The following is a 24583-nucleotide window of genomic DNA, read 5'->3' on the forward strand; positions in this document are numbered from 1 at the left end:
GAGGAACAAGTGATGCTTAGTAATCCCTCAAACGGTGGTCGGGCTTCCCTTGGAGGAACAAGTGATGCTTGGTAATCCCTCAAACGGTGGTCGGGCTTCCCCTAGAGAGACAAAAGTCGTGTCGATCTGTATTACGCAGAGAATGCAAGGTGGAACAGCCTGTACGACGAACAAACCTGGAAGCCAGGAGGCTTTAACGAAGTAGTCCCGTAATTCTGCCCCCTCAGAAGCTGTTGAAGGAAAAATACGATTGGTGAATCGCTGGAATAGAACGTTAGACAGCTTTATACAATGTAAATGTTGGAGTGGAACATAGGGTCTACCCACTTTTTCCTTGTGCGGTCACTTATTTTGACCGTGCTGCACTTGTCGGACCGACCAGAGCATGAACGCTCGCGGCAGTCCAACCTTAGAAAAACTTGGCTTCCGCCAAGTCCTTATAGCAAAAGTCTTAGTTTTACTTATACTTTAATCCTTTAGCAAAGTTAAACATTCTTAAAATGAAAAAAAGCCGAGTATACGAGTACTCGACTTCACGCTTCCGGCAACGTCGCGTGGATAAACTCCCGAAAAAGCGGTTGGGGGCGCGTCGGTCTCGACACGAATTCCGGGTGGAATTGGGTGGCAACGAAAAATGGATGGCCACTCAATTCGATAATCTCGACGAGCCGGTTGTCGGGACTTTGTCCGGAAAATCTAAATCCTGCATGTTCAAAAGCTTCGCGATAGGCGTTATTAAACTCATAACGATGGCGATGGCGTTCATAAACAATTTCTTCTTCGTCATAGGCCGCTTTTGCAACCGACCCATCTTCGAGTTTGCAAGGATATAGCCCAAGGCGCAGGGTGCCGCCCAAGTCTTCCACATCTTTTTGCTCCGGAAGCAGATCAATAATCGGGTGTTCCGGCTGCTCTACGAATTCCGCCGATGCCGCTTCTTCGTGGCCAAGAACGTTTCGCGCGAATTCTACGGACGCAAGCTGCATGCCGAGGCAAATGCCGAAAAACGGAATGTGATGTTCGCGGGCATAACGGATCGCGCTTATTTTCCCTTCAATTCCACGGTGTCCAAAACCATAAGGAACGAGAATACCGTCCACATCTTTAAACTGATCCGCAGCATTATCGCACGTGATATCCTCGGAATTATACCAACGAATAGCTACATCTGCATCATAAACGTAACCAGCATGCTTGAGGGCTTCTGCAATGGAAAGGTATGCATCCGGGAGGGCCACATATTTGCCGACAATGCCTATCGTCATTTTTTTGGAGAGATGACTTACCCTGTCGACAAGCGCCTTCCAATCCTCCATATCTGCTTCAGGATTTGGCGTCTCCATGTTTAAGTGATCGCACACGATGGAATCCAATCTTTGTTCTTGTAAATCGAGCGTGACCTGATAGAGATTATCGGCGTCCCGGGACTCGATGACCGCATGTTTATCAATGTCACAAAAGAGTGCGATTTTTTCTTTCATTAAATCGGGTACAGGTTGGCCGGTGCGAACGACGATAACATTCGGCTGAATGCCGAGAGAGCGTAGCTCCTTTACGCTATGCTGTGTCGGCTTCGATTTCATCTCCCCTGCGGCTTCTAAAACCGGAATCAGCGTACAATGGATATACATGACATTTTCAACGCCAACATCGCTTTTAATTTGGCGAATAGCCTCCAGAAAAGGCAGACTTTCAATATCTCCGACAGTTCCTCCGATTTCCGTAATCACCACATCGACGTTGGATTCTTCTCCCGCCCGATAAACCCGATCTTTAATCTCGTCCGTTACGTGGGGAATGACCTGTACAGTCCCGCCGAGATAGTCCCCGCGCCGTTCTTTTCGGATAACGGAAGAATAAACTTTCCCTGTCGTCACGTTACTGTTTTTGTTCAGATTAATATCGATGAAACGCTCATAGTGTCCGAGGTCCAGATCCGTTTCCGCACCATCATCCGTAACAAACACTTCCCCATGTTGATAGGGGCTCATGGTTCCCGGATCGATATTAATATATGGATCAAACTTTTGGATCGTCACGTTTAATCCTCTATTTTTTAACAGCCTTCCGAGGGAAGCAGCTGCAATCCCTTTTCCGAGGGAGGATACAACGCCTCCAGTAACGAATATATATTTCACAGACATGCTTTATGCCATCTCCTTTTCTAGAGGTGAGAAAACATTCTTTTTCGGCAGGTAAGAATGTATAAACCAACTTTATTGCCTGCATAAGTTGGGCTAAGGCATTCGCCATAAAAGCTTGCCGAAAAGCCGAGTTAGGTTCTAAAAAGGGTCAACACTAAAATCTATGGTTGAAAAATAGGGGTTATCATGAACGATGAACCGCTACGGAACACCATTACACTTTCCATAGGCTTGCGCTCAGCCTCCTCGAAAAAAGAAATTCGCTTTTTTCTGCGGGGTCTTCCTGCTGCGTTTTCCTACAGGAATCTCCGTGTTTTTCCTCCGCCAGCTCATGTTATTACCATAATTAGGGACTGCTGAATAACGGAAAAAGATTGACACATAAGCATTTTCCGTTGATGTTGTCAAAACTGGATGCAAGGAAATCTATCCTAAAAGCAGAAAACCCTTGCACTTCTGGAAACATACGGAGGGATGATGCTGCAATGGCGAGATTCCAGCGGAAAAACGGACGCGTCAAGACCCCGCAGCGCCGGTTTTGCGCGAGGAGGCTTGACCGTTCTTCCGCGAAAAAGCGAAGCCATGGAGGCGGCATCCCGGCTTCAGCTGATATCTGCAAGTTGTTCAGCAATCCCTAATTATTCACTGATATCAACGAATAGATTTTGATGAAGAGCCCTATAAAATAAAAAAAGTGTGTCCGGCCACCGACGGGGTGGGGCACACTTTTTAGGTGTCTTGATTTACATCTATGGAACAAGCCCAAAAGTTATTGTACCTAGGGCACTATAAAAAGTCAAGATCGGCAAAAGGAGAAGGCTTATTGATCACCTTCCTGATCTTTCTCTTCTTCATCTTCAGGGTGGTCATCGTTGCCGAACCCATCGAGTTCTTCTTCATCGGATTTGTCGGCATCATCTTCATTGGCTAATTCGTCAAGCTCATCTTCCAAATCTTCCAAATCATTGTCCTGATGTTCCGACCCTTGATCATCCGAACTTTTTGATGAGGGTTGGACAGTCCGGCTCAAATCTTCCTCTGTTTGATCAACGGGATACCATGCTTTCAAACCCCAATGATTTGCCCCTAAATGAACAAAACTACCGCCAATATTCAAATCCGTGAACAATTTCGTTCGGCGTTCATCCATTTGTTCCTTTTTTATTTGCTTGATCTCAGCAATCTCCGCGAACAAGTCTTTATAGTGAACGGGTTCACGTTTCTCCTTTAGTAATTCGTAAGCAAGCTCAACCGCTGACCTTTCCAATACTTCATCCTGATCGAGTTCACGAATCGTCACAGTGGCTTACACCCTTTCATTCGGAATACATTTTTTCTCGTGTGCATACCCACCATTATAAACATATTCCAGAAGTTTATGCCACAAAAAATGATGAAGCAGGCGTTCTTTTTTTAAATAGTGCCTATTTGGATAACAGCGCATCCAGTTGCAAACGGGTGTATTGTTCCAATGTATAATGCTTTCTTAATGACCAACGCCTAAATGTCCACATATGTCCTTTAACCGTTATATCTTCCGCCATAAGGCGGGCAGACGCTTCATTCATCGTCAGATAACCTTCTTCGCGGCATTCATCAATCACTGTTTTGATGTTTGCCGTCATGCTTTCGTCTTTTTTTAAAACGTAAGAAAGCGATTCTTTCGGTAATGATTTTGCTTCCTGATACATGACGAGCACTTCTTCTTGCATGTCATCCATCACTTGAAAAAGTGCAGTCACCATTTGTTCAAATCGTTCAGCTGCAGGCAAGCTTTGATCCAGTAATTGATTGAAACGATCGGTCACTTCATCGTAAACGGCATCACAAACGAGGTACAGGATGTCTTCCTTGGAAGTGACATACTCATATAACGTGCCAACACTAAACCCTGATGAACGGGCAATTTCACGGGTTGTCGTGCGATGAAACCCTTTTTCCTGAAAAAGTTTGACGGCACTTTTCACCATTTGATCGCGCCGTTTTTCGATCAGTTGCTCATCTTTAACCATCGCAGGGACGTGTCGTTTCTCCATTGAAGCGCCTCCCGTCAATCCGCCAACAGCATTTTCCCGATGACAAGACGTTGAATTTCATTTGTTCCTTCGTAGATTTGCGTGATCTTCGCATCCCGCATATATCGCTCCACCGGGTATTCACGGATATATCCGTAACCGCCGAACACTTGCACAGCTTCTGTCGTTACGTCCATCGCCGTATCAGCCGCATAAAGTTTCGACATGGCCGATGCTTTTCCATAATCCAGCCCTTCTTGTTCACGCCACGCCGCTTGATACGTTAACAGGCGGGAAGCTTCAATTTTTGTTGCCATATCCGCGAGTTTAAAGCTAATGCCTTGTTGAGCTCCGATTGCTTTTCCAAATTGCTTTCGCTCTTTCGCATAAGCCGTCGCCGCATCGAGAGCACCTTGGGCGATTCCTAACGCTTGCGCGGCGATTCCGTTACGTCCGCCGTCCAATGTCTGCATCGCGATTTTAAACCCTTGGCCTTCATCCCCTAAACGATTCTCTTTGGGAATACGGCAATTTTCAAGACGAATTTCTGTTGTGGGCGAAGATCGGATACCCATTTTTTCTTCTTTTTTTCCTACAAAAAAACCCGGGGAGTCTTTATCCACGATAAATGCCGCAGGACCTGAATCCATCCCCGCAAACACGATATAAACATCGGCTTCCCCGCCGTTTGTAATAAAGATTTTCGATCCGTTCAGCACATAGCTTTCCCCTTCGAGGGTGGCCGTTGTTTTCATCGCCCCTGCGTCGGAGCCTGACCCTGGCTCCGTAAGGGCAAAAGCGCCGAGTTTCTCGCCACGCGCAAGCGGCTTTAAATACGTTTCTTTCTGCTCTTCCGTGCCGAATGTATAGATGGGCCAACTTGCAAGCGAAATATGAGCGGACAGTGTAACCCCTGTAGATGCGCACACACGGGATAACTCTTCGATGGCAACGACGTAACTTAAGAAATCGCCGCCAATGCCGCCATCCGCTTCCGGCCAAGGGAGCCCCGTAAACCCGAGATCGGCCATCTGTGCAAAAAGGGAGCGGTCAAAACGTTCATCCGCATCCCTTTCGGCGGCCGTCGGTTCTACCTCATTTTTCGCAAAGTCGCGAACCATCTTTCGTATCATTTGTTGGTCTTCCGATAGTAAAAAATCCATACATCTCGACTGCCTTTCTAGATTGTTTTTAGACTTTCAACAACACCGCATCCCCTTGGCCGCCACCGCTACAAATCGCAGCGATGCCGAGGCCACCTCCGCGTTTTTTAAGTTCATAGGCAAGTGTCAGCAATATGCGGTTGCCACTCGCTCCAATCGGATGTCCAAGCGCCACAGCCCCGCCGTTGACATTGACTTTTGCTGCGTCAATCCCTGATAGTTGTTCGCCGAGAAGGGCAACAACCGCAAATGCCTCGTTCATCTCAAACAAATCAATGTCTTCCGGACGGTACCCGGTTTTTTTACAAAGTTGATCAATAATAAGCCCCGGGGTTTGCGGAAAACGTTCCGTTTCAACGGCGATCGCCGTATGGCCGACGATCGTCGCCAATGGTTCCACATTTTCAGCATGTGCCGTTTCTTTTTCCATAAGCACGAGCGCACTGGCGCCGTCATTGACGCCCGGTGCGTTCCCGGCTGTGATTGTGCCGTCTTTTCCGAACGCGGGGGGCAATTGTCCCAAAGAGTCCGCCGTAACGTTTTCGCGAATGGCTTCATCCCGATCCACGATGCTATCTTCCCCGCGCCGCCTCGGAATGTTTACAGGCGCAATCTCTTCTTTAAATCGTCCGCTCTCCGTCGCTTCCTGTGCCCTCGTATGGCTGCGAGCCGCCCACTCGTCTTGGGCTTCGCGGCTAATGTCAAACTCTTTTGCATTCCGGTTTCCGTAAACACCCATGTGAACGCCTTCAAACGCACATGTCAATCCATCATGGACCATCGAATCAATCAGTTTGGCATCGCCCATTTTTTGGCCAAATCGAAAATTCGGCACGACATGTGGTGCCTGGCTCATCGATTCCATGCCCCCTGCCGCGATTATTGTTGCATCTCCGCTGCGAATGATTTGGTCGGCAAGGGTGACACTTCGCATTCCCGATGCACATACTTTATTGATCGTCTCCGTTTTGACCTCCCACGGGATATCCGCTGCTCTTGCCGCTTGCCGCGACGTTAACTGCCCTTGGCCGCCTTGAAGAACGTGGCCCATAATCACTTCATCCAATTGGCCTGCTTCAATTTCGGAACGGGTGATCGCCGCTTTTAACGCGTGTCCGCCCAAATCCATCGCCGTGAGCGACGCTAAAGCCCCGCCCATTTTGCCAAAAGGGGTTCTTGCTCCCGATACAATGACTGTTTCCGCCATTTTCATCCTCCTTTTTCAAAAGTAATCCCTATAATGGAGGGGGTGCTGCCCAGAGAGGGATTACTTCATCGACCTAATCCCTCAAGCAAAAGGAATGCTACCACCAGGGGGATTACTTCACCAATCTAATCCCTCTAACGAAAGAAATGCTGCCACCAAAGGGATTACTTCACCAATCTAATCCCTCTAACGAAAGAAATGCTGTCCCCAGAGGGATTCAATCTGTAGAAAAAAAGAGAGAGGAACCTCTCCCTTTTTATTCCCAATCCTTAGGTTTGGGTCAACACTAAAATAAATGGTTGATAGTAGTGATTAAATATAGTAATAACACTAGCTAGCGGAGAAAAAACACGGAGACTGATATGAACGAAACCGTCAAGTCCCCTAGCAACTTTAATGAAAAATACCTTGTTTGGTGAAGAGCCGTACGTTTTACGCTGTTTTTTCTTTTTCACCGGTTCCTACAACGGAACGCTCTAAAATTTCCACAACATCAAGCGTTTCAATATCTTCTTCAAGCCCTTTGTCCTTCGTGCCGTCACTGAGCATCGTCAAACAATAGGGACAAGCGCTCCCGATCATCGTCGGATCCACTTCCAGTGCTTGTTCCGTGCGGGCAACGTTCACCCTTTGTCCGGCCTCTTCTTCCATCCACATCATGCCGCCGCCGGCACCGCAGCACATTCCCTTTTCGCGGTTTCGTGCCATCTCGACGACGTTAAGGCCGGGCACAGCTCTTAAGATTTCACGCGGCGGATCGTAAACTTCGTTATAACGGCCGAGGTAACAAGAATCATGGTACGTGATCGTCTCGTTGACGGCTTGCGTTGGCTTCAATTTCCCTTCTTCCAACAATTGCACGAGAAATTCCGTATGGTGGTAGATTTCTACGTCTTCCAAACCAAACTCCGGATACTCATTTTTAAACATGTTGTACGCGTGCGGATCAATGGTAATAATCCGTTTAACGTCATTTTTTTGGAATTCCTCGATATTTTTAGTCGCGAGTTCCTGGAAAAGAAATTCATTGCCGATCCGCCTAGGGGTATCTCCGGAGTTCTTTTCCTTGTTTCCGAGAATCGCAAAGGAAACGCCTGCTTCATTTAGCAGCTTTGCAAATGACGCCGCAACCTTCTGGCTACGTTTGTCATAAGAACCCATAGACCCGACGAAGAAAAGATAATCAAAGGATTCGTCTTTTTTATTTAGTTCTTTTACCGTCGGCACTTCAATATCATCACGGCTGTCTCTCCAATTCTCACGCTCTTTACGGTTAATGCCCCATGGATTTCCTTGACGTTCAATGTTCGTGATCGCCCGTTGTGCATCTGCATCCATTTTTCCTTCGGTAAGAACGAGATAGCGTCGCATATCAAGAATTTTGTCGACGTGTTCATTCGCCACCGGGCAAGCATCTTCGCAGTTTCGGCACGTCGTACAAGCCCAAAGTTCCTCTTCGGTAATGACATCGCCAATCAAATTCATGCTATGAACATCTTTCGTTGCCGCAACTTCATCGTTCCCGCCTTGGCCGGCCAACTGATTCGCGGTTGCGCCACTAAAGGCGTACGCCGGCATCCAGGGGGATTGGGACGTGATGGCTGCTCCCTTTTCGGTCAAATGGTCTCTCATTTTAATGAGCAAATCCATCGGCGAAAGCATTTTGCCGCTCCCCGTCGCCGGGCACATATTCGTACAACGCCCGCACTCAACGCAAGCGTATAGATCCAATAGCTGTTTCTGGTCGAAATCTTCAATTTTATTCTTGCCAAATTCTTCTTTTGTTTCATCTTCAAAATCAATCGATTCCAATTTTCCGGTTGGTTTTGTCGGTCCTACAAACACATTGGCCGGTCCGGCGATCAAGTGGGCGTGCTTGGATTGCGGAATATAGACTAGGAACGTAAGCAAAAACAACAAGTGCAACCACCAGAACACGTAAAATAAAACGCCCGCTGCCGTAGCCCCCAGTGGTTCAAACGCTAGCGCGAGCACCGAAGATGCAGGTTCGTAGATGCTTGGAGCGCTATCTGCAAACCACACGTGCCCCGCACCTTTTGTCGCCAATTTAAACACCATGACGCCACTGAGCAGAATGAGTACGATACCGGCTTTCCAGCCGCGTTTCAATCGAACGATCTTCTCTATATAACGACGATAAAAAGCCCATATTACTCCGAAAAGAATGATTAGAACAACAATTTCCTGCGATAATGTGAAAAATGGATAAAGCGGCCCAAACGGCAAGTGCCCGCCATTACTTAAGCCCTTCCAAATAACATCGATCGCGCTGAATTGAACAATAATGAAGCCGTAGAAGAAAATAACGTGAATAATCCCGCTTTTTTTATCCTTCAGCAACTTCTTCTGGCCAAACACATTGACCATGACCGCCTTCCATCGTTCCTTTGCGGAATAAATGAAATTCGGTTTATCTCCAAGGCGAATAAAATCAACCCTCGTTTTTACGAGTCTATAAAATAAAAACAGGGCATAGAGTGTCACCGCCAAAAAAGCGATTACATGAACCCAAAAAAGTATGTCCTCCACCCTCAATTTCTCCTTTCCATTGTATATATCTTTTCTATTTAGACAAGTATAACAAAAAAACCACTGAATGGCTATTCATTTTTTATGCAATTCTTTTCCACTTTTAAAAAATCTCATGAGATATGCAATTACGGGCATAGTAAAAGGAGGTTAAAAACGGAGGGATTGCTATGTTCACGACGATTCTCCTTATAATAATCGCGCTTCTTTTGCTTATCGCGATTTGGTTCATCATTGATTTTCGTCTTGGCCGCAAGCGCCATCAACAGCTGGCTTCAACAGTCAAAATTTATCCTCTTCGCCATAGTGAAACCGAACTCATTAAAGATGGCCGCAGATTTTTCCAACGCTTGTTTGCAGATATTGAGCAGGCGCAAAATCATGTGCATATGTCTGTTTTCATTATCAAAGAACCCGGAATCGGCACGCAACTGTTAGCCCTTTTGGAACGAAAAGCACGGGACGGAATAACGGTGAAACTGCTCGTCGATCGTTTTGGCAGCAGGCTCGCGCACGCCACTATCAGCCGCTTGAAAGGATCGGGCATTTCTTTCGCCTATGCTCACAAGCCTAAATTCCCGTTTATTTTTTACAGCGGAAATCGCCGCTATCACCGTAAAATCACGGTCGTTGACGGGAATATTGGCTATCTCGGCGGATTTAATGTTGGGGATGAATATGTAGGGAAAGACAAATTAGGATACTGGCGTGATTACCATGTGCGCATGGAAAAAGAAGGCGTGGCTGATTTGCAGGAAATCTTTCTGGACGACTGGGCAGAAGCAGGCGGCGCGCCCCCCGCAGATCTCATGCCTTCCAATGGCGGGCAAGGACCGGAACCTTTGCAATTACTCGCGAGCGAAGGCCTCGGTTACGCCGATCACCTCATCGATTGGTTTGACTCCGCGAAAAATTATGCAATGATTGCAAGCCCTTATTATGTGCCAGGCAAACAAATTCAAGACGCTGTCGTCAACATGGCGAAACGCGGAGTAAACGTCGATATACTCCTTCCGCAAAAAAAAGACCACCCGCTTGTCAAAGACGCGGCTTATGCTTACTTTCGGGATTTATTGCAGGCAGGCTGCAACATACATGAATACACCGCCGGTTTTTTTCACGGCAAGGCGATCATCATCGATGGCAAATTCGCGAATATCGGTTCCGCGAAGTTTGATAAACGCAGCTTTTTTTTGAACGATGAATTGGATCTCTTTTTTCATGAGCACGGAACAATGATCAGAGAAGCCGAAGCCGCCGTAAAAAAAGACATGCAAACAGCCAAAAGCGTCACGTTGCAGGATGTCGAAAATCGCACGGGCTTTGAGAATTTAAAAACGAAAGTGGCCACATGGATTTCGGAGCTTCTGTAGTTTCAAGCCCTCGTTTTAAAACGGGGGCTTTTTCCCATTTGTACTCCCTGTGTTATCAATTGCATATCTTTTATGGATGTGCTAGTTTTAAGATATATTTTATTACAATTTTTTAACAAGAGGGGGAATAAATATGAATAAAGTATTGTTAAGTAAATTTATTGGGCTCATAACAGCTTCCGCCTTAATTGTAAGCGCTTGCGGAAATGGCGAAGATGAAGCCGACGGTGATACGGATGGCGAAGATGTGGATGACTTGTTCGTAACCATTGCTGCCGGTGGTACGGAAGGTGTTTATTATCAGATTGCCAGTGCCATGTCCAATGTTTATGAAGCAGAAGGGATTGATACATCTGTCCAAGCAACGGGCGCTTCAGTTGAAAATATTAACTTGTTGCAGAGTGACCAGGCGGAACTTGCCATTGTCATGGCCGATGCCATGGAGCAAGCGGATGAAGGCTTCGGTCCATTTGAAGATGAAGGGCCAATGGATAACCTCGTCGGCATCAGTGGTCTGTATCCGAACGTTGTCCAAATCATTACAACAGAAGACTCGGGCATTGAAACGTTTTCCGACCTGGAAGGGATGAATGTCGCGATCGGAGATGCCAATTCCGGTGTGGAATTAAACGCGCGCATGATGTTTGAAGCCCATGACATGAGCTATGACGACATCAATGAAGACTATTTGGATTATGGGGAAGCAATTGACCAAATCCGTAACGGCGTGATCGACGCTGCCTTCGTTACAAGCGGTCTTCCCAATCCGGCAGCCATGGATTTGGGAAGCACTCATGATGTCACCGTTGTAGAAGTCGAGGACGACGGCATGGAATATTTGGAAGAAAACTATGATTCGTTCCTTGAACATGAAGTTCCCGCCGATACGTATGATAATGACGAGGACATTCAGACAGCTGCCATTACGAACTTATTAGTTCCGAATCCCGATCTTACAGATGAAGAAGTCTACGAACTGACGCGTGCGTTCTATGAAAATCTGGAAGACATTCAAGCCTCCAATGTAGCTGCCGAAGACATAGATATTGAAAATGTCGAAGAAGGCTTAAATGTGCCTATGCACCCGGGGGCTGAACAGTATTTCGAAGAAGAAGGCGTGCTTTCCGGTGATGAATAAAAAGAAAGCGAGGGGGTGAGGGGACGGCGTGTCCGTTCCCTCATGTTCTTTATGAAAAAAATGATGATCGTATCACTCGCGCTTGCTCTCTTTATTTTCGTTTTTTTGTACTATTTTCCACAGCAAACGTATCTTACCTTCTCTTCTCAACGTTCCGATGAAGTGTTTTTACAAAAGCCTGTAGAAATAGGGGATGAAGTGGAAGTTTCCTGGATTCACTCGCTAGAACACACGCCTTGGATCGAAACGTTTCGGATCGACGAAGAAGACCAATTGATCTTGTCCGAGACACGGTTTAAGTCTTATGGCGCGGGAACACCGGAAGATACAGATGGCACACTAACGGTCGAGGATGGCTTTATGATCATTTCGGATTTACACGAACCATTTGAAGCATACAATTGGTTCCATTCCTACGACGTGGATTACACGATCACAATTAATGACCGGACTACCATTGAAAGCACTGCCCTTCCCAATCAAACCCCTATGAAAATGAAAGTGACAAGGGAAGTGCCATTGCTATCTAGCTTTTTCCGAAAGAAAGGGTGAATATGATGAATCAGGAAAACGCGCGAACTGATGAACAACTAGACAAAAACCAAGAAGAAATACTTGAAAAATATGATAATGAATCCCGTCTCCGTAGCTTTAATAACCGTTTTCTCGTGATTCTTGTTACGGTTATCGCCGTGTCCATGTCACTGTATCATCTTATTACAGCGTTTACAGGGCCGCCTGTCCCAATACTCGTTCATCGTGCCTTACACGTTTCTTTTGTACTCATTCTTGTTTTCATCCTTTTTCCGCCGACAAAAAAAGCCAGAAGGGACCGTTTGCCGTTCTATGACATCGTGTTCGCGTTTCTATCGATCCCTTCCACGATCTATTTATTCGTTAACTATGAAGACATTGTCACTCGCGGCGGGTTGCCCATTACCGAAGACATCGTTATGGGGACGTTACTGGTTGTCTTGGTTTTTGAAGCCGGACGGCGTGTAACCGGTGCTGCTTTGCCGACCCTCGCTTTACTTTTTATTATATACGCGATGTTCGGCCAGGATATGCCGGGGATCTTCACACACCGGGGATATGACTGGTCACAATTAGCCGAACAATTTTACATGACGACTGAAGGCATTTTCGGTACGCCTGTCGGAGTATCTTCCACTTACATTATTCTCTTTATCATCTTTGGCGCTTTTTTATTAAAATCGGGTATGGGACAACTATTTAATGATCTCGCTTTAGCCATTACCGGCAAACAAAGAGGCGGGCCTGCAAAAGTATCGGTGATCGCCTCCGGTTTCCTCGGCAGCATCCAAGGTTCTGCAATCGCGAATACGGTTACTACCGGTAACTTTACGATTCCATTGATGAAGAAAGTCGGCTATCATCGTAACTTCGCCGGGGCGGTGGAATCTTCCGCTTCGGTCGGCGGACAAATTCTGCCCCCGGTTATGGGAGCAGCCGCTTTTATTATGGCAGAGACACTAGGCGTGCCTTACACGGATATCGCTTTAATTGCCATTTTACCGGCGTTACTCTTTTATTTTGGGATTCTCACGCAAGTGCATATGCGTGCGGTTAAAGATAATTTATCCGGAGTTCCTCGCGATGAACTGCCAAGCATTATCGACGTTTTGAAAGAACGAGGACATCTGTTGTTGCCGATTTTCTTTCTCATTTACATGCTCTTCGTTGCAGGAGTGACGGTTATTTATGCCGCAGCCTGGACCATTATCGTTACCATAGTAGTCAGCTCATTCCGAAAATCCACACGCATGAACATTAAAGAAATGATTGATGCGTTAGAAACGGGAGCACGTACAACGGTTACTGTTGCCGTTGCTTGTGCGACGGTCGGGTTTATCGTTGGTATTTCCAGTTTGACCGGATTTGGCATTAACCTGGCCAATGCGATCGTGGCCATCGGTGGCGAAAGCCTATTCCTGACTCTTCTTTTCACCATGGTGGCTTGTATTGTTCTCGGTATGGGGATGCCAAGTATTCCCGCCTATATCATTACGGCAACAATGGCAGCGCCTGCTCTTGTTGAACTCGGAGTTCAGCCGGTTGTTGCGCATTTGTTCGTCTTCTACTTCGGCATTTTCGCCAACATTACACCGCCTGTAGCGCTTGCGGCTTTCGCTGCAGCTGGTTTATCGGGAGGCAGCCCGATGCGGACAGGTTTCCAAGCATTGAAATTAGCGCTAGCAGGGTTTGTCATTCCGTTCATGTTTGTTTACAACGATGCACTATTATTGATTGACACGACCGTAATGGAAGGCATCACCGTCATTATAACCGCGACCATCGGGGTAATTATGCTCGGCATCGCTGCAGAGCGATATTTTCTCAACAAGCTCAATCCTCTCTTCAACGGACTAATGGTGGCCGGGGGGATTATGTTCCTCTACCCGGGCATGATGTCAGACGTTGTTGGTTTGGCCATTCTCTTAGCGATCTTAGCTATTCAGTTCATTACACGAAAACGGCAAGGAACCCCTGGCGTTTCAACCGCTTCTTAGCATGAATGGAGTCGATGATCGCCCACAGTAATGAAGGATTCTGTTTGTGTTTCTTGAGCGCAGTCCTCAGAATCCACTGGACAATGGCGGATTCGGACCACTCATGCAGATCGGTGAAGTCCCTAAATTTTAAGCATTCAGAGGGACGACACTGAAAAGTGTGTTTCCCATTTATGTCAGATTGCAATCGTTTGAGCGCCATGAATCTACAGAATCTCGCATATAATAGCGTCATCCGGATGCTTTTGACGACATAAAACAAACATGACACTCCACGACACACCCCCATGGTAGATGGTAGCTACCGGGAGCGTAGCCACATTGTTTCTTATTAGAAAAACTTGGCTTCCGCTAAGTCCTTATAGCGGAAGCCTTACTTTTACTTATACTTATAATCATGCCTTTCGCGGCGCTCAAGGCACAAAACGTTATGAAATAAGTTGCCCTGAGCGCTTTTTGTATTATTCTAGAGCTATAGGGATGCTCAGCAAACTACAAATCACGCAGAGGTGAGTGGCCATTCCGTGAACGGGGTGACCGCATACTTATATGTGTCGATTGCCTTCTCAAGCACAAATAAGTGTGACTTAGAGCACGTAGACTTATCTTTGTATAAACATTACTCGTTTATCGCTGGGCAATCAGTCAATGCTGTTTATCCCTATATATTCTAGAAAGGAGATTACGAATGGGGTTAAAAATCGTTTATCCAATCTGTTGTGGCATTGACGTTCACAAAACTTTTGTTGTTGCCTGTATTGCTTCCACCGACAACGGTGTCACAACTTACAAACGCCATCGCTTTTCAACCTATACCAAAGGGTTGAGAGAGCTGTCACAGTGGCTTTGTGAAAACAATTGCAAGGATGTTTGCATGGAATCTACCGGGAAGTACTGGATACCCGTGTTCAATATGTTGGAAGATTCCTGCAATATCACAGTCGCACATCCGAAATACGTCAAGGCGATCCAAGGGAAAAAGACAGATAAGAAAGATGCTAAATGGATGGCCGATTTATTTAAACATGATCTTGTGCCAGGGAGCTTTATGCCACCGTCAGATATCAGACACCTTCGGGATCTGATGCGTTATCGTACCAAATTGACAAATATGATCGCCAGTGAAAAAAATCGGCTACAAAACAGCTTATCCGTCTCCAATATTCAACTGGGATCCGTTGTTTCGGATACACTTGGAAAAAGCTCCATGAATATCATTCAAAAGCTATTGCAAGATCCTGAAAATCCTCATTTGGATATTCCGTCGCTTATTCACGGATCCATGAAGGATAAAATTCCTGAGTTGGAACTTGCCGTTGATGGGTTTATTACCCCCGAACAAGTCGGAAAGATCAGGGTCATTTTGAACCATTACAAGTCCCTTAAGCATTGTAAAGACGAACTTGAACAATTAATCCTTTCTCTTGCCGAGCCCTACACAGAAGAAATCAATTTGCTTTTAACGGTTCCGTCCATCAAAAGCATCTTTACGGCGATCGGGATCATCTCCGAAATCGGCGTCAATATGGACGAGTTCCCATCAGCAAAACATGTCTGTTCCTGGGCAGGGTTAACACCTACGAATAACGAAAGTGCCGGCAAGAAAAAGTCAGTAAAGATTTCAAGAGCAGGGGTATACATCAAACCCCTTTTGGTACAGTGTGCCAACGGTGTTGCCAAAAGCGATAAACATCCTGAAATCCGAAACCGCTATTTAAGCATCAAAAAGCGCCGCGGTCACAAACGTGCCATTATCGCTATCGCACGAATGCTGTTAACAGCAATTTACCACATTTTGAAGAAAAAAGAACCTTACAATCCCGAGCTGTATAAAACATCCGAGGTTCTTCCAGCAAGTCGTGAGCTCACCGTGGAGCAAGCAATAGCGTTAGCAAAATCACAAGGTTTTAAAATCAAGGAACAACCAGCCACTTAAGATTATTTTACAGATTAACCATATTTGACCACAAACCTTCTTTTGAGATGGTTTATTTGGCATGCCCTTTTTTAATGTGCGAATATCAGAGGTTTATTTCAGACTTAATCCTTTAACAAAGTAAAACATTCTTAAAGTGCAAGAAAAGGCTTGCAAGCAACGGCCTTGTTGCACGCAAGCCTTTTTAATTACAAGCGTATTTCTTCAGCAGTCTCCGGCGCATCATCGTCGCGATAACGGATAACAGACGGGCGGCAAATGAGCACGATAAAACGTTCATCCTCGGGGCCGCTGTATTTTTCCGCCACTTTTTCAGACCAAGCTTTCTTGCGATCATCCGGATTTGTCGCGATTTCCGCTTCTGCTTCCACTTCTACAAACGCTTCCCCCCGCTCACGTTCTTCATAACCTAACAGAATATGCACCCGCGGGTTTTCTTCAATATCCTCCACTTTGTGTGTGTCTTCAGCCGTGGGGGTAAAAAGCGTGAACCCTTCGTGGTGAAACGTCATATAGCGAGCGTAAGGGCGGTTATCTTTTATCGTGGACAATACACCGATCCGATTTAGTTTCAACACCTCGGCGATGCGTTCTTTCAATTCATTGTTTGACACCAGAGGCCCTCCTTCATCGCTTGGCTATGATTACCATACCCGAAAATTTACTGTTTTACTCCCGTCCCTATGTTTTGGGTCAAGTCTTACATTCATAAGCATAAGTAAGAAACATGTCGGAGAGGAATGAGCATTTTGAAAAAAATTAAAACCCATGCACTCCAACCCAGAGACACCTTGGGGTTGGCAATGCCCTCAAGCCCCGTGAATAAGGAAATCTTGAATCAAGCGACAGCAGCCATCGAGGAGCTTGGGTTTTCTGTTCAATTCGCCCGCGATTTTGAAAATGATAACCCCAACTTTCTGGCCGGCAGTGTTAGTAGTCGTGTGGGGGAATTGCACACGTTGTTCGTAGACCCGGAAGTCGACGGCATCCTTTGCTTGCGTGGCGGGTATGGCAGTGCCGCCCTGCTTCCCTATCTGGATTATGCCTTAATTGCCAAGCACGCAAAATTACTGATAGGTTACAGCGATATCAGTGCATTGCACCTTGCCCTTCAGCAAAAAGCAAAAATGATGACGTTTCATGGTCCAATGGCTACCAAGCTGATCGATGCCCCCGCTTTTACGGTTGATCATTTCATGCAAAGCTTGACAGGCGAGCGCTGGTCGCAACGGTTGCAAAACCCTACCCATGAGCCAATCAAAACACTTGTCCACGGTGTAGCGGGCGGTATTCTAACAGGAGGGAATTTATCCGTTATTGCCGGTTTGATGGGAACTCCATTCGAAATCGATACGCGCGGAAAAATTCTTTTCCTCGAAGACGTAGGCGAGGAGCCTTATAAAATGGACCGAGCACTGACTCAATTGGCATTGGCGGGAAAATTGCAAGATGCAGCGGGCTTTATACTCGGCACGTGTAAAAATTGTGCATCAAAAGATTACCCGAAAGGAGATCACGTCCTTGCCGTTTGTGAACGAATCCTCGCCCCCTACGGAAAACCAACCGTCTACAATGTGCAAGCCGGACACGGGCCTTATCAACTGACGCTTCCGCTCGGCGCTTATGTACACATCAACGCGACACATCAACAGATCGATGTTCTTGAAAGCGCGGTGATTTAATGATTAGAAAAGAGGCTGAACAGTTAATGCCCTGGCTTTCCGGGATTCGGCGTGATTTTCATATGTACCCCGAACTAGGAATGGAAGAATATCGCACCATGGATAAAATCACCGGGTATTTACAAGAGCTTAACATTCCTTATGAAAAGAACATTGCCAACACCGGTGTTGTAGGGATGATCGAAGGCAACAATCCTGACGGGAAAACGGTTGCGCTCCGGGCAGATATGGATGCGCTTCCCATTCACGAAGAAAATGATGTCCCCTATCGCTCGAAACACAAAGGCAAAATGCATGCTTGCGGGCATGATGCCCATATGACGATTTTACTCGGTGCGGCCTGTATACTCGCGTCCGCTCGTGCTCGGCTACCCGGAAACGTTAAGTTGCTTTTCCAACCCGCCGAAGAAACCGTTGGCGGTGCCGCGCCCATGATTAAAGAAGGTGTACTTGAAAATCCCGACGTTGATGCGGTGCTCGGCTTGCACGTCGCTCCCGAGTTGCCGGTCGGAAGCGTCGGTGTCAAATACGGGCAAATGAACGCATCGTCAGACGCGCTCGCGCTTACCGTACATGGAGAAGGGGCCCATGCCGCTTACCCTGCCGGCGGAAAGGATGCCATCGTCATCGCCGCCCAAATCATTTCCGCCCTGCAAACCGTCGTGAGCCGCAACGTCGATGCCCGTGAAAGTGCGGTCGTTACGTTTGGCACAATATCCGGCGGCACACAGCCTAATATCATTGCGGACCGCGTTCACCTTCAAGGAACCATGCGGACATTGGATCCGAAGATTCGTACGGGCGCACTCGATCGTATCCAAGAAACGGTGAAGTATGTGGCAAAAGGATTGGGCGGCAGCGCTGAGCTCGCCATCGAGCCGGGTTACACAGCGCTCATTAATAACGATAAAATGATCGATCTCGTCAAAGGGGTGGGTATTGATCTTCTTGGGGAGAAAAAAGTGACAATCATCCCGAAACCGAGCCTCGGCGTTGAAGACTTTTCTTTTTTCGCCGCGGAGGTGCCCGGCGCATTTTACCGATTGGGTGTCCGCAATGAAGAAAAAGGAATCATTCATGGCGGGCACACACCGCGCTTTGACATCGACGAACGGGCATTGGCGGTAGGCGCGGCGATGCAAGCGGGAAATGTATGGCGGTTTTTTCGGCAACAGGGGTGAAGATAACGATCTGGTAAATGAAGACAAAATCACAGGGGACGCGAGCATTTTGTCCTCAAATTTCTTTTTAGTTGACTTATTCAACTGTTTGGTATACCTTCAGCATAAGGGTATGATAATTGCCCTGCCCTCTTTAGCAAGGGGGTGATAATAGTGGACGAGATTGGGCTTCTAACGGCTATTGTTAGTCTCATTACGGCAACCGTCGGCTTTGTTACTGCAATCGTGACGGCGTATCTGGAAAAAGAAAAGAATCCAACTCCGCGCCAATCGGAGAAGGATTCAAAAACACCAGAGGATAAAGGGGATTAGTTCCCCTTCCTCACCACTATTATATGCTTTATCATACCCTTGCAATACTAAAATTGTCAAGGAGTTGATCTGATGTATATGGCGACGATTACTATTTCCATTGTTTCCATGCTGATCAGCCTGTGGACATTTATGATTTTATATAAAACACACTGGAAGCGAAAGAAAAATAGCTAATGTAACCGAGGTGATTTGAATGACTTCAAAACAACCTGTGCAATACTATGGACTTAAAGAATTTGCCGACTTTGCTAAAGAAGAAGGATTGGAATACAGTACAAGGCATTTATCCGTATACAAAGGAAGGGGGATGCTCCCTGAACCGACCGTATTGATTGGAGATAAAGCAGGATGGACCAGAGAACAAATTAATGAATGGATCAAGCAGACGACAAACGCAAAAGAATGGGGCGAAAAATAAACATACACTCGATGGCCGCCGGACGTTTTAGTATAAGGTTTCAATAAACCAATATGGTCGTAATAGCGTAATGTACGGACGGGTTATCCCCGTTTGGTTCGTCATTTCTTGATTAGGGATCATGGAAAGCTCCTTTCTCATCTTTATAATAAAAGATGACGTTGCGTCATTTTCAAGTTTTTTAATAAAAAACCCCGCATTTTTTAATGGAAGAATGCGGGGCGCCGATATTTATTTAACATTTTCTTCTTCAATTTCCAACGCATAACGGCCGTTTTTTTGATGAATGTGGATCGGTGCCCGGCAGAAGTCGGAAAGCTTTTCTGACGTCAAAAGGTGGTCGGTTTTTCCCGCGTCGAATACTTCGCCTTCCCGGATGAGTAGCGTTTTCTCGAACACCGGCAAAATTTCATCGACTTGATGCGTGACATAAATAATCGTCGTTTCCCGGCGTTCCGCAAGCTGTTCAACCGTATGCAACAACTGGGCTTTCGCAAAGAAGTCCAATCCGTTACACGGTTCATCCAACAACAGGATGTCTGGTTCGGCCATGAGCGCGCGTCCGATAAGCATCCGTTGTTTTTCCCCTTGTGACATGTGGGCATACGGTTGTTTTTCCAGATAGCCTACCCCCAAATCACGCATGATTTTCTTTGCCTGAGCCATCTCCTCATCTGTCGGATACTCGTGCAAGCCAATCGAAGCGAATTTGCCGCTCAACACGACTTCCAAGCCGATATTTTGCAGTTGATCATGCATTTTTTCGGAAAAAGAAAAACTGACCCAACCGATCTTTTTGCGGAGTTCCTGCCATGGGTAACGGCCGAATTCTTCCCCGAGTACACGGACAGTACCTTTTGTCGGGAATACGTATCCGCAAATCACGTTTAACAGCGCTGTTTTGCCGGCGCCATTCATCCCGAGCATCGCCCAATGCTCCCCGGGGCGAACTTGCCAATTTACATCTTTAAGGATGTATTTATCTCTTTTCAACGTTACGTTTTCAATGTCTATGAGCATCGTTTTCACCTTCCGTTTCCCATTCTATGGACAATGGTAAACGAATCCAACCATTTGTCAATCGCTGACTTCCTTCGCGAATTGGCGTAAAATCGCGTTCAGTTCATTGGATAATTCTGTATTTCCTCTACGATTCCGTTCGCATCGTCTATACTTGCCAAAAACCCGATCCCGTCTCCTGTCTCGAGTAACACTGCTTCCGTGTACGTTTGAATACAGAAGTCAGTTGGAAGTTAGAAATCGGATCAATCTTCACTGCCACAGTCTGTAACAATCGCTCGCACAATAACTACATGAGAGAACGATGAAATAAACCTATTTAAAATGCAGACCCGCCAAATGATTCGCTTCATATAACGGCGGTATCGGATAGATATTGACGCCATAAATCAGCTAATTTATAAACTTAATGGCGTCCACTGGCTACAATGACACCATAAAATGTCCAACCCTTGATAAAGATGGCATAATCGACTGCTTTGACGCCATCATAATACTGATTTTTGTTTAGGATGGCGTCATAACAACTGAATAAGAAGCTTTTCCGTACCTGACGATTTTAAAATCATTCGCGAGAACTCTAGCAACGATCCTTTTTTCGACTTTCACCGCGCACCATTTATGGATTGTATCAGTGGTTATTTTTCTCCCCGGAAAACGCACCGACCGCGTACAAAAGACCCTTTTTATGAATCATCATTGACCGCAAAACTTTCTTCAATTGATCATAATTATACGCCTATTTCCTTTGACAGGTAAAAAAAGGCAGTCCCTACTCCAAGGACTGCCTTTTTCTTACACTAGCTAGCGGAGGAAAAACACGAAGACTCCTGTGGGAAAGCGCAGCGGGAAGACCCCGCAGAAAAAAGCAACCTTCTAACGAGGAGGCTGAGCGCAAGCCCACGGAAAGCGTCGTGTTTTTCCGTAGCGATTATCATAGTGCATGATGTCAATCATAGATTTCGGTGTTGACCCTATATTATCTCTTACCGATTAATATTTCCAAATCAACGGTTATTTTAGTTGCATCCTTTCCTAAAAATGATTTAACTTGATTCTCTGTGGCTGCCCATAATAATGGAGTCATATGAACCAACGATTGAATGGATCGGCTACCGAGGATCACGGTATAACTTAACCTTGAACGGTCTACAAGTTGGAAATTTTTATTGAATCGTTTTACGGTATCTGCATTAGAATATGAATGTTTTTCAGGTTCATCGAAAATTACTTCTCTTAATTCTTTTAGGTAACCACTTTGAGGAACCACTTTAACCACTAAACCATCAGCTTTTAACAATCGATTAAATTCTGCATAATTTGAGGGAGATAGTAGGTTCAGAATAACATCAAATTGCTTATCCCTAAATGGTGTGTCTGCAAGATCAGCAACAGCCCAGGTCTTATTGGCGTAGTTCTTAGAAGCAATCAAGATACCTTCCTTAGAAATATCAATCCCTACGCCTGTCACTGTCTTTTTATAATCAGACCGAACAATATCGCAAATATTCGATAGGTGCGAACCCTCGCCACATCCCATGTCAATTAAAGATATTGTTTCCTTTTTAACAGCAATATGCTCTTTTATAATTTCAGCGATTGCCTGACTTAGTGGTTCAAAAAAGCCATCCTCTGCAACAAGTTTTCTACGTGCATCGAAAAGTCCCTTATTGTACTTCGTTTTTATCGGGCGAGTCGTCAAATTGATATATCCTTGCTTAGCAATATCAAACATATGGTTATTTGAGCAAATTAAGCTTTTTTTCTCAAAAACCTTCATTGGTAATTCGCAAATAGGACATTTAAAAATAGACTCAATCTCACTTAAATATTCTGCACTCTTTATTCTTTTGTTCATTTTACACAAAGAAGCCACCTCAATCATTCGTTTTAAGATAAATGAAAAAGGCATAGACAAATAAACCCTCATAATATTTTCAAAAAAATATGAGTGGGGTCTGAAAGTAGTCTATACCTATCACTATCTATAACGAATGCCTTGGATAACCATGGAAATAACTCCTTTGAGTGGGTTTAAAGAAATTTACCCTATTAAAACATTAGCATGACCAAATGTTCATTGCAACAGACGCGTTGATTTACCTTAAAGCACCTTCACATAGGTTTCCTATATGTTCGATCACGTAGCAATCCAGGACATCTTAGTGCAAATGTTATCTATTGGAAGTTTCTAATGATAGAAATACCCTTCGGTATGAAACGAGAAACCAATGCTTAGTATCAGATGAGTCCTCAGGAACAAGATCTGCGGACTCAAAACGTTGCTCAGTAGCCAGATGAGTCCTCAGGTACAGGTTCTGCGGACTCAAAGCGTTGCTCAGTAGCCAGATGAGTCCTCAGGAATAGGTTCTGCGGACTCAAAGCGTCGTTCAGTAGCCAGATGAGTCCTCAGGTACAGGTTCTGCGGACTCAAAGCGTTGCTCAGTAGCCAGATGAGTCCTCAGGAATAGGTTCTGCGGACTCAAAGCGTCGTTCAGTAGCCAGATGAGTCCTCAGGCTTGAGTTTTGGGGACTTTTAACGGTAACTGAACACCAAACTTGTCCACAAATAACTATACACGGTATGTTTAACATCCTTTTCATCTTTAATAGGCTTCACGAAGCGTTATATTTGTGTAAGCTATTTTATCGGATAAATTTGAATAATAAACGCGCCTGTCATTGCACCTATATATTTAGCCTTTTGAATTATGGCTCTTTTCAGCACACAATGTCAATTGACGTTTCCGAGATATACCGGAACTTTCACCTGTCCATCCGTCAGTGTATGTAGGTGTTGCCTCATCTCAAGAGGATAAATATGATAATTGAAAATATCCGCGATGGGAAGCCATTCAATACCTATTTGATTTTTGTCTGGGACTTCACTATACACATCTTCAATTTTCATGTATGGGAAGCACTCAAAAATAAATTCAATTTGGTGAACGTCTCTATCTTCGTCAAGCCACTCACGAACAAACATCAATTCACCTATCTTCACATCTATGCCCAATTCCTCTCGACATTCACGCGGAAGATTTTTATGCAGTGGTTCGCCAGCTTCTTGACCTCCCCCTGGCAAAGCATAAAATAACTTTCCGTCTACCTGATATTTCACGGCAAGGATGTGATGATCCTGGATTAACAACCCTCTACTTGCTGTCCTAATCATCTGAATTTCCTCCAAATCATCTCAATAGGGTTGGCACCCAAAAAAGGGATTGAACCTTTTCATCCAATTCCCTTTCCATCATTCTTTCTTCCTTGAGTTATTTTCAATCCAATCTGCAATGTCCTTCATCAATTGTTCCGTGTCAATATCTTCGGGCTTGATATCTGCGATTTCAACGGTCATGTTTTCTGCATCTTCCTGCGATGCCATAAACTCATACCCGTTTATGTCAAGCATTCTTATGAGAGACATAAGTGCGGTTCGCTTGTTGGCGTTATGAAACGCATGATTCTTAATCAGCGCGTGATATAACGCTGCACATTTATCATAAAGCGTAGGGAATATTTCTTGACCGAATGCCGTCTGCTTCGGACGGTTGACCGCTGAATCCAAGAGTGATTCATCTTTAACGCCTTTTTGCTCCTTCGGGGAATAGGTTGAAATCAAATAAGAATTAAAGAGAATGACTTCTCGAATAGTAATATACTCCATTAACGATCAACGAGGTTTCTCATGGTTTCCCCGTACTTCTCATCTGTTTCTTTTAAGAATTTCAGAAAGTCGTCATCAAACGTTTGATGCTCTTTGACAGGTTTCACGAAAAATCCGCCATCTTGAATATCAATTTCCAACTCCGTATCTTCGTCAATATCTAATATCTTTCTGACATGAGCAGGGATAGTCATTGCATATGTGCCACCATAAGGATGTATTTTCGTTGCCACTTTATTCCCT

21 protein-coding genes and 1 pseudogene are annotated in these 24583 nt (G+C 45.4%); 9 read left to right on the forward strand and 13 right to left on the reverse strand.

Going from position 1 to position 24583, the window contains the following annotated elements; all coding sequences use genetic code 11:
• Positions 1–533 precede the first annotated feature (533 nt).
• From pyrG to HUG15_RS22150, 6 genes are all read right to left on the reverse strand, one after another.
• Positions 534–2144, reverse strand: coding sequence for a CTP synthase (gene pyrG, locus HUG15_RS22125; protein WP_200125898.1), 1611 nt, complete (start codon positions 2142–2144; stop codon positions 534–536).
• An 820-nt stretch (positions 2145–2964) separates the two neighbouring features.
• Positions 2965–3444, reverse strand: coding sequence for a DNA-directed RNA polymerase subunit delta (rpoE, locus tag HUG15_RS22130; RefSeq protein WP_200125900.1), 480 nt, complete (start codon positions 3442–3444; stop codon positions 2965–2967).
• 124 nt (positions 3445–3568) lie between these two features.
• Positions 3569–4180, reverse strand: a complete 612-nt coding sequence (locus HUG15_RS22135; protein WP_200125902.1) for a TetR/AcrR family transcriptional regulator — start codon at positions 4178–4180, stop codon at positions 3569–3571.
• Positions 4181–4194: 14 nt separating this feature from the next.
• The gene (locus tag HUG15_RS22140) at positions 4195–5322 is read right to left on the reverse strand and encodes an acyl-CoA dehydrogenase (protein ID WP_200125904.1); all 1128 of its coding nucleotides are present in this window, start codon (positions 5320–5322) and stop codon (positions 4195–4197) included.
• Between the two features lie 28 nt (positions 5323–5350).
• A complete protein-coding gene (locus tag HUG15_RS22145; RefSeq protein ID WP_200125906.1) occupies positions 5351–6529 on the reverse strand; it encodes an acetyl-CoA C-acetyltransferase in 1179 nt (392 codons plus the stop codon).
• Between the two features lie 432 nt (positions 6530–6961).
• Positions 6962–9079 carry a (Fe-S)-binding protein gene (locus HUG15_RS22150; protein WP_200125908.1) on the reverse strand — a complete coding sequence of 706 codons (2118 nt, stop codon included), beginning with the start codon at positions 9077–9079 and terminating at the stop codon, positions 6962–6964.
• 170 nt (positions 9080–9249) lie between these two features.
• Between HUG15_RS22150 and HUG15_RS22155 the strand changes: the two genes are divergently transcribed.
• The 5 genes from HUG15_RS22155 to HUG15_RS22175 all read left to right on the forward strand — a co-directional run bounded on the left by HUG15_RS22155 (position 9250) and on the right by HUG15_RS22175 (position 16057).
• Positions 9250–10452: a phospholipase D-like domain-containing protein gene (locus HUG15_RS22155; RefSeq protein WP_200125910.1), complete on the forward strand. Its 1203-nt coding sequence runs from the start codon at positions 9250–9252 to the stop codon at positions 10450–10452.
• 133 nt (positions 10453–10585) lie between these two features.
• A complete protein-coding gene (locus tag HUG15_RS22160) occupies positions 10586–11590 on the forward strand; it encodes a TAXI family TRAP transporter solute-binding subunit (protein WP_200125912.1) in 1005 nt (334 codons plus the stop codon).
• A 15-nt stretch (positions 11591–11605) separates the two neighbouring features.
• Positions 11606–12142 carry a DUF1850 domain-containing protein gene (locus tag HUG15_RS22165; RefSeq protein WP_211202303.1) on the forward strand — a complete coding sequence of 179 codons (537 nt, stop codon included), beginning with the start codon at positions 11606–11608 and terminating at the stop codon, positions 12140–12142.
• Between the two features lie 5 nt (positions 12143–12147).
• Positions 12148–14121 (forward strand): TRAP transporter permease, encoded by a 1974-nt coding sequence (locus HUG15_RS22170; RefSeq protein ID WP_200125916.1) that lies wholly within the window; start codon positions 12148–12150, stop codon positions 14119–14121.
• Positions 14122–14809: 688 nt separating this feature from the next.
• Complete coding sequence (locus tag HUG15_RS22175; RefSeq protein WP_200125918.1) at positions 14810–16057, forward strand: IS110 family RNA-guided transposase; 1248 nt, start codon at positions 14810–14812, stop codon at positions 16055–16057.
• Between the two features lie 188 nt (positions 16058–16245).
• Here HUG15_RS22175 and HUG15_RS22180 read toward each other — a convergent pair whose 3' ends face one another.
• A complete protein-coding gene (locus tag HUG15_RS22180) occupies positions 16246–16671 on the reverse strand; it encodes a pyridoxamine 5'-phosphate oxidase family protein (protein ID WP_200125920.1) in 426 nt (141 codons plus the stop codon).
• 135 nt (positions 16672–16806) lie between these two features.
• Between HUG15_RS22180 and HUG15_RS22185 the strand changes: the two genes are divergently transcribed.
• From HUG15_RS22185 to HUG15_RS22200, 4 genes are all read left to right on the forward strand, one after another.
• Positions 16807–17739: a S66 peptidase family protein gene (locus tag HUG15_RS22185; RefSeq protein ID WP_200125922.1), complete on the forward strand. Its 933-nt coding sequence runs from the start codon at positions 16807–16809 to the stop codon at positions 17737–17739.
• On the forward strand, positions 17739–18920 hold the full coding sequence (locus tag HUG15_RS22190) for a M20 metallopeptidase family protein (protein ID WP_200125925.1): 1182 nt from the start codon (positions 17739–17741) through the stop codon (positions 18918–18920). The genes HUG15_RS22185 and HUG15_RS22190 overlap by 1 nt, the downstream gene beginning before the upstream one ends.
• A gap of 153 nt (positions 18921–19073) precedes the next feature.
• Positions 19074–19232 carry a hypothetical protein gene (locus HUG15_RS22195; protein WP_200125927.1) on the forward strand — a complete coding sequence of 53 codons (159 nt, stop codon included), beginning with the start codon at positions 19074–19076 and terminating at the stop codon, positions 19230–19232.
• Between the two features lie 196 nt (positions 19233–19428).
• The gene (locus HUG15_RS22200; protein WP_200086304.1) at positions 19429–19653 is read left to right on the forward strand and encodes a hypothetical protein; all 225 of its coding nucleotides are present in this window, start codon (positions 19429–19431) and stop codon (positions 19651–19653) included.
• A 2-nt stretch (positions 19654–19655) separates the two neighbouring features.
• On the opposite strand, the pseudogene HUG15_RS23265 reads toward HUG15_RS22200, so the two are convergent.
• The 6 genes and pseudogenes from HUG15_RS23265 to HUG15_RS22230 form a co-directional block, all read right to left on the reverse strand.
• A pseudogene (locus tag HUG15_RS23265) lies at positions 19656–19758 on the reverse strand (MerR family DNA-binding transcriptional regulator); the annotation flags it as partial.
• A 126-nt stretch (positions 19759–19884) separates the two neighbouring features.
• Positions 19885–20673, reverse strand: coding sequence for an ABC transporter ATP-binding protein (locus HUG15_RS22210; protein ID WP_200125929.1), 789 nt, complete (start codon positions 20671–20673; stop codon positions 19885–19887).
• 979 nt (positions 20674–21652) lie between these two features.
• Positions 21653–22585 carry a putative RNA methyltransferase gene (locus tag HUG15_RS22215; protein ID WP_246516716.1) on the reverse strand — a complete coding sequence of 311 codons (933 nt, stop codon included), beginning with the start codon at positions 22583–22585 and terminating at the stop codon, positions 21653–21655.
• An 822-nt stretch (positions 22586–23407) separates the two neighbouring features.
• A complete protein-coding gene (locus HUG15_RS22220) occupies positions 23408–23848 on the reverse strand; it encodes an NUDIX domain-containing protein (protein ID WP_200125933.1) in 441 nt (146 codons plus the stop codon).
• Positions 23849–23926: 78 nt separating this feature from the next.
• Positions 23927–24340, reverse strand: coding sequence for a type II toxin-antitoxin system death-on-curing family toxin (locus HUG15_RS22225; protein ID WP_200125935.1), 414 nt, complete (start codon positions 24338–24340; stop codon positions 23927–23929).
• Positions 24340–24573: an AbrB/MazE/SpoVT family DNA-binding domain-containing protein gene (locus tag HUG15_RS22230; RefSeq protein ID WP_200125937.1), complete on the reverse strand. Its 234-nt coding sequence runs from the start codon at positions 24571–24573 to the stop codon at positions 24340–24342. The genes HUG15_RS22225 and HUG15_RS22230 overlap by 1 nt, the downstream gene beginning before the upstream one ends.
• Positions 24574–24583 lie beyond the last annotated feature (10 nt).

It is taken from the genome of Salicibibacter cibarius (genome assembly GCF_016495725.1).
Lineage (GTDB): Bacteria > Bacillota > Bacilli > Bacillales > Marinococcaceae > Salicibibacter > Salicibibacter cibarius.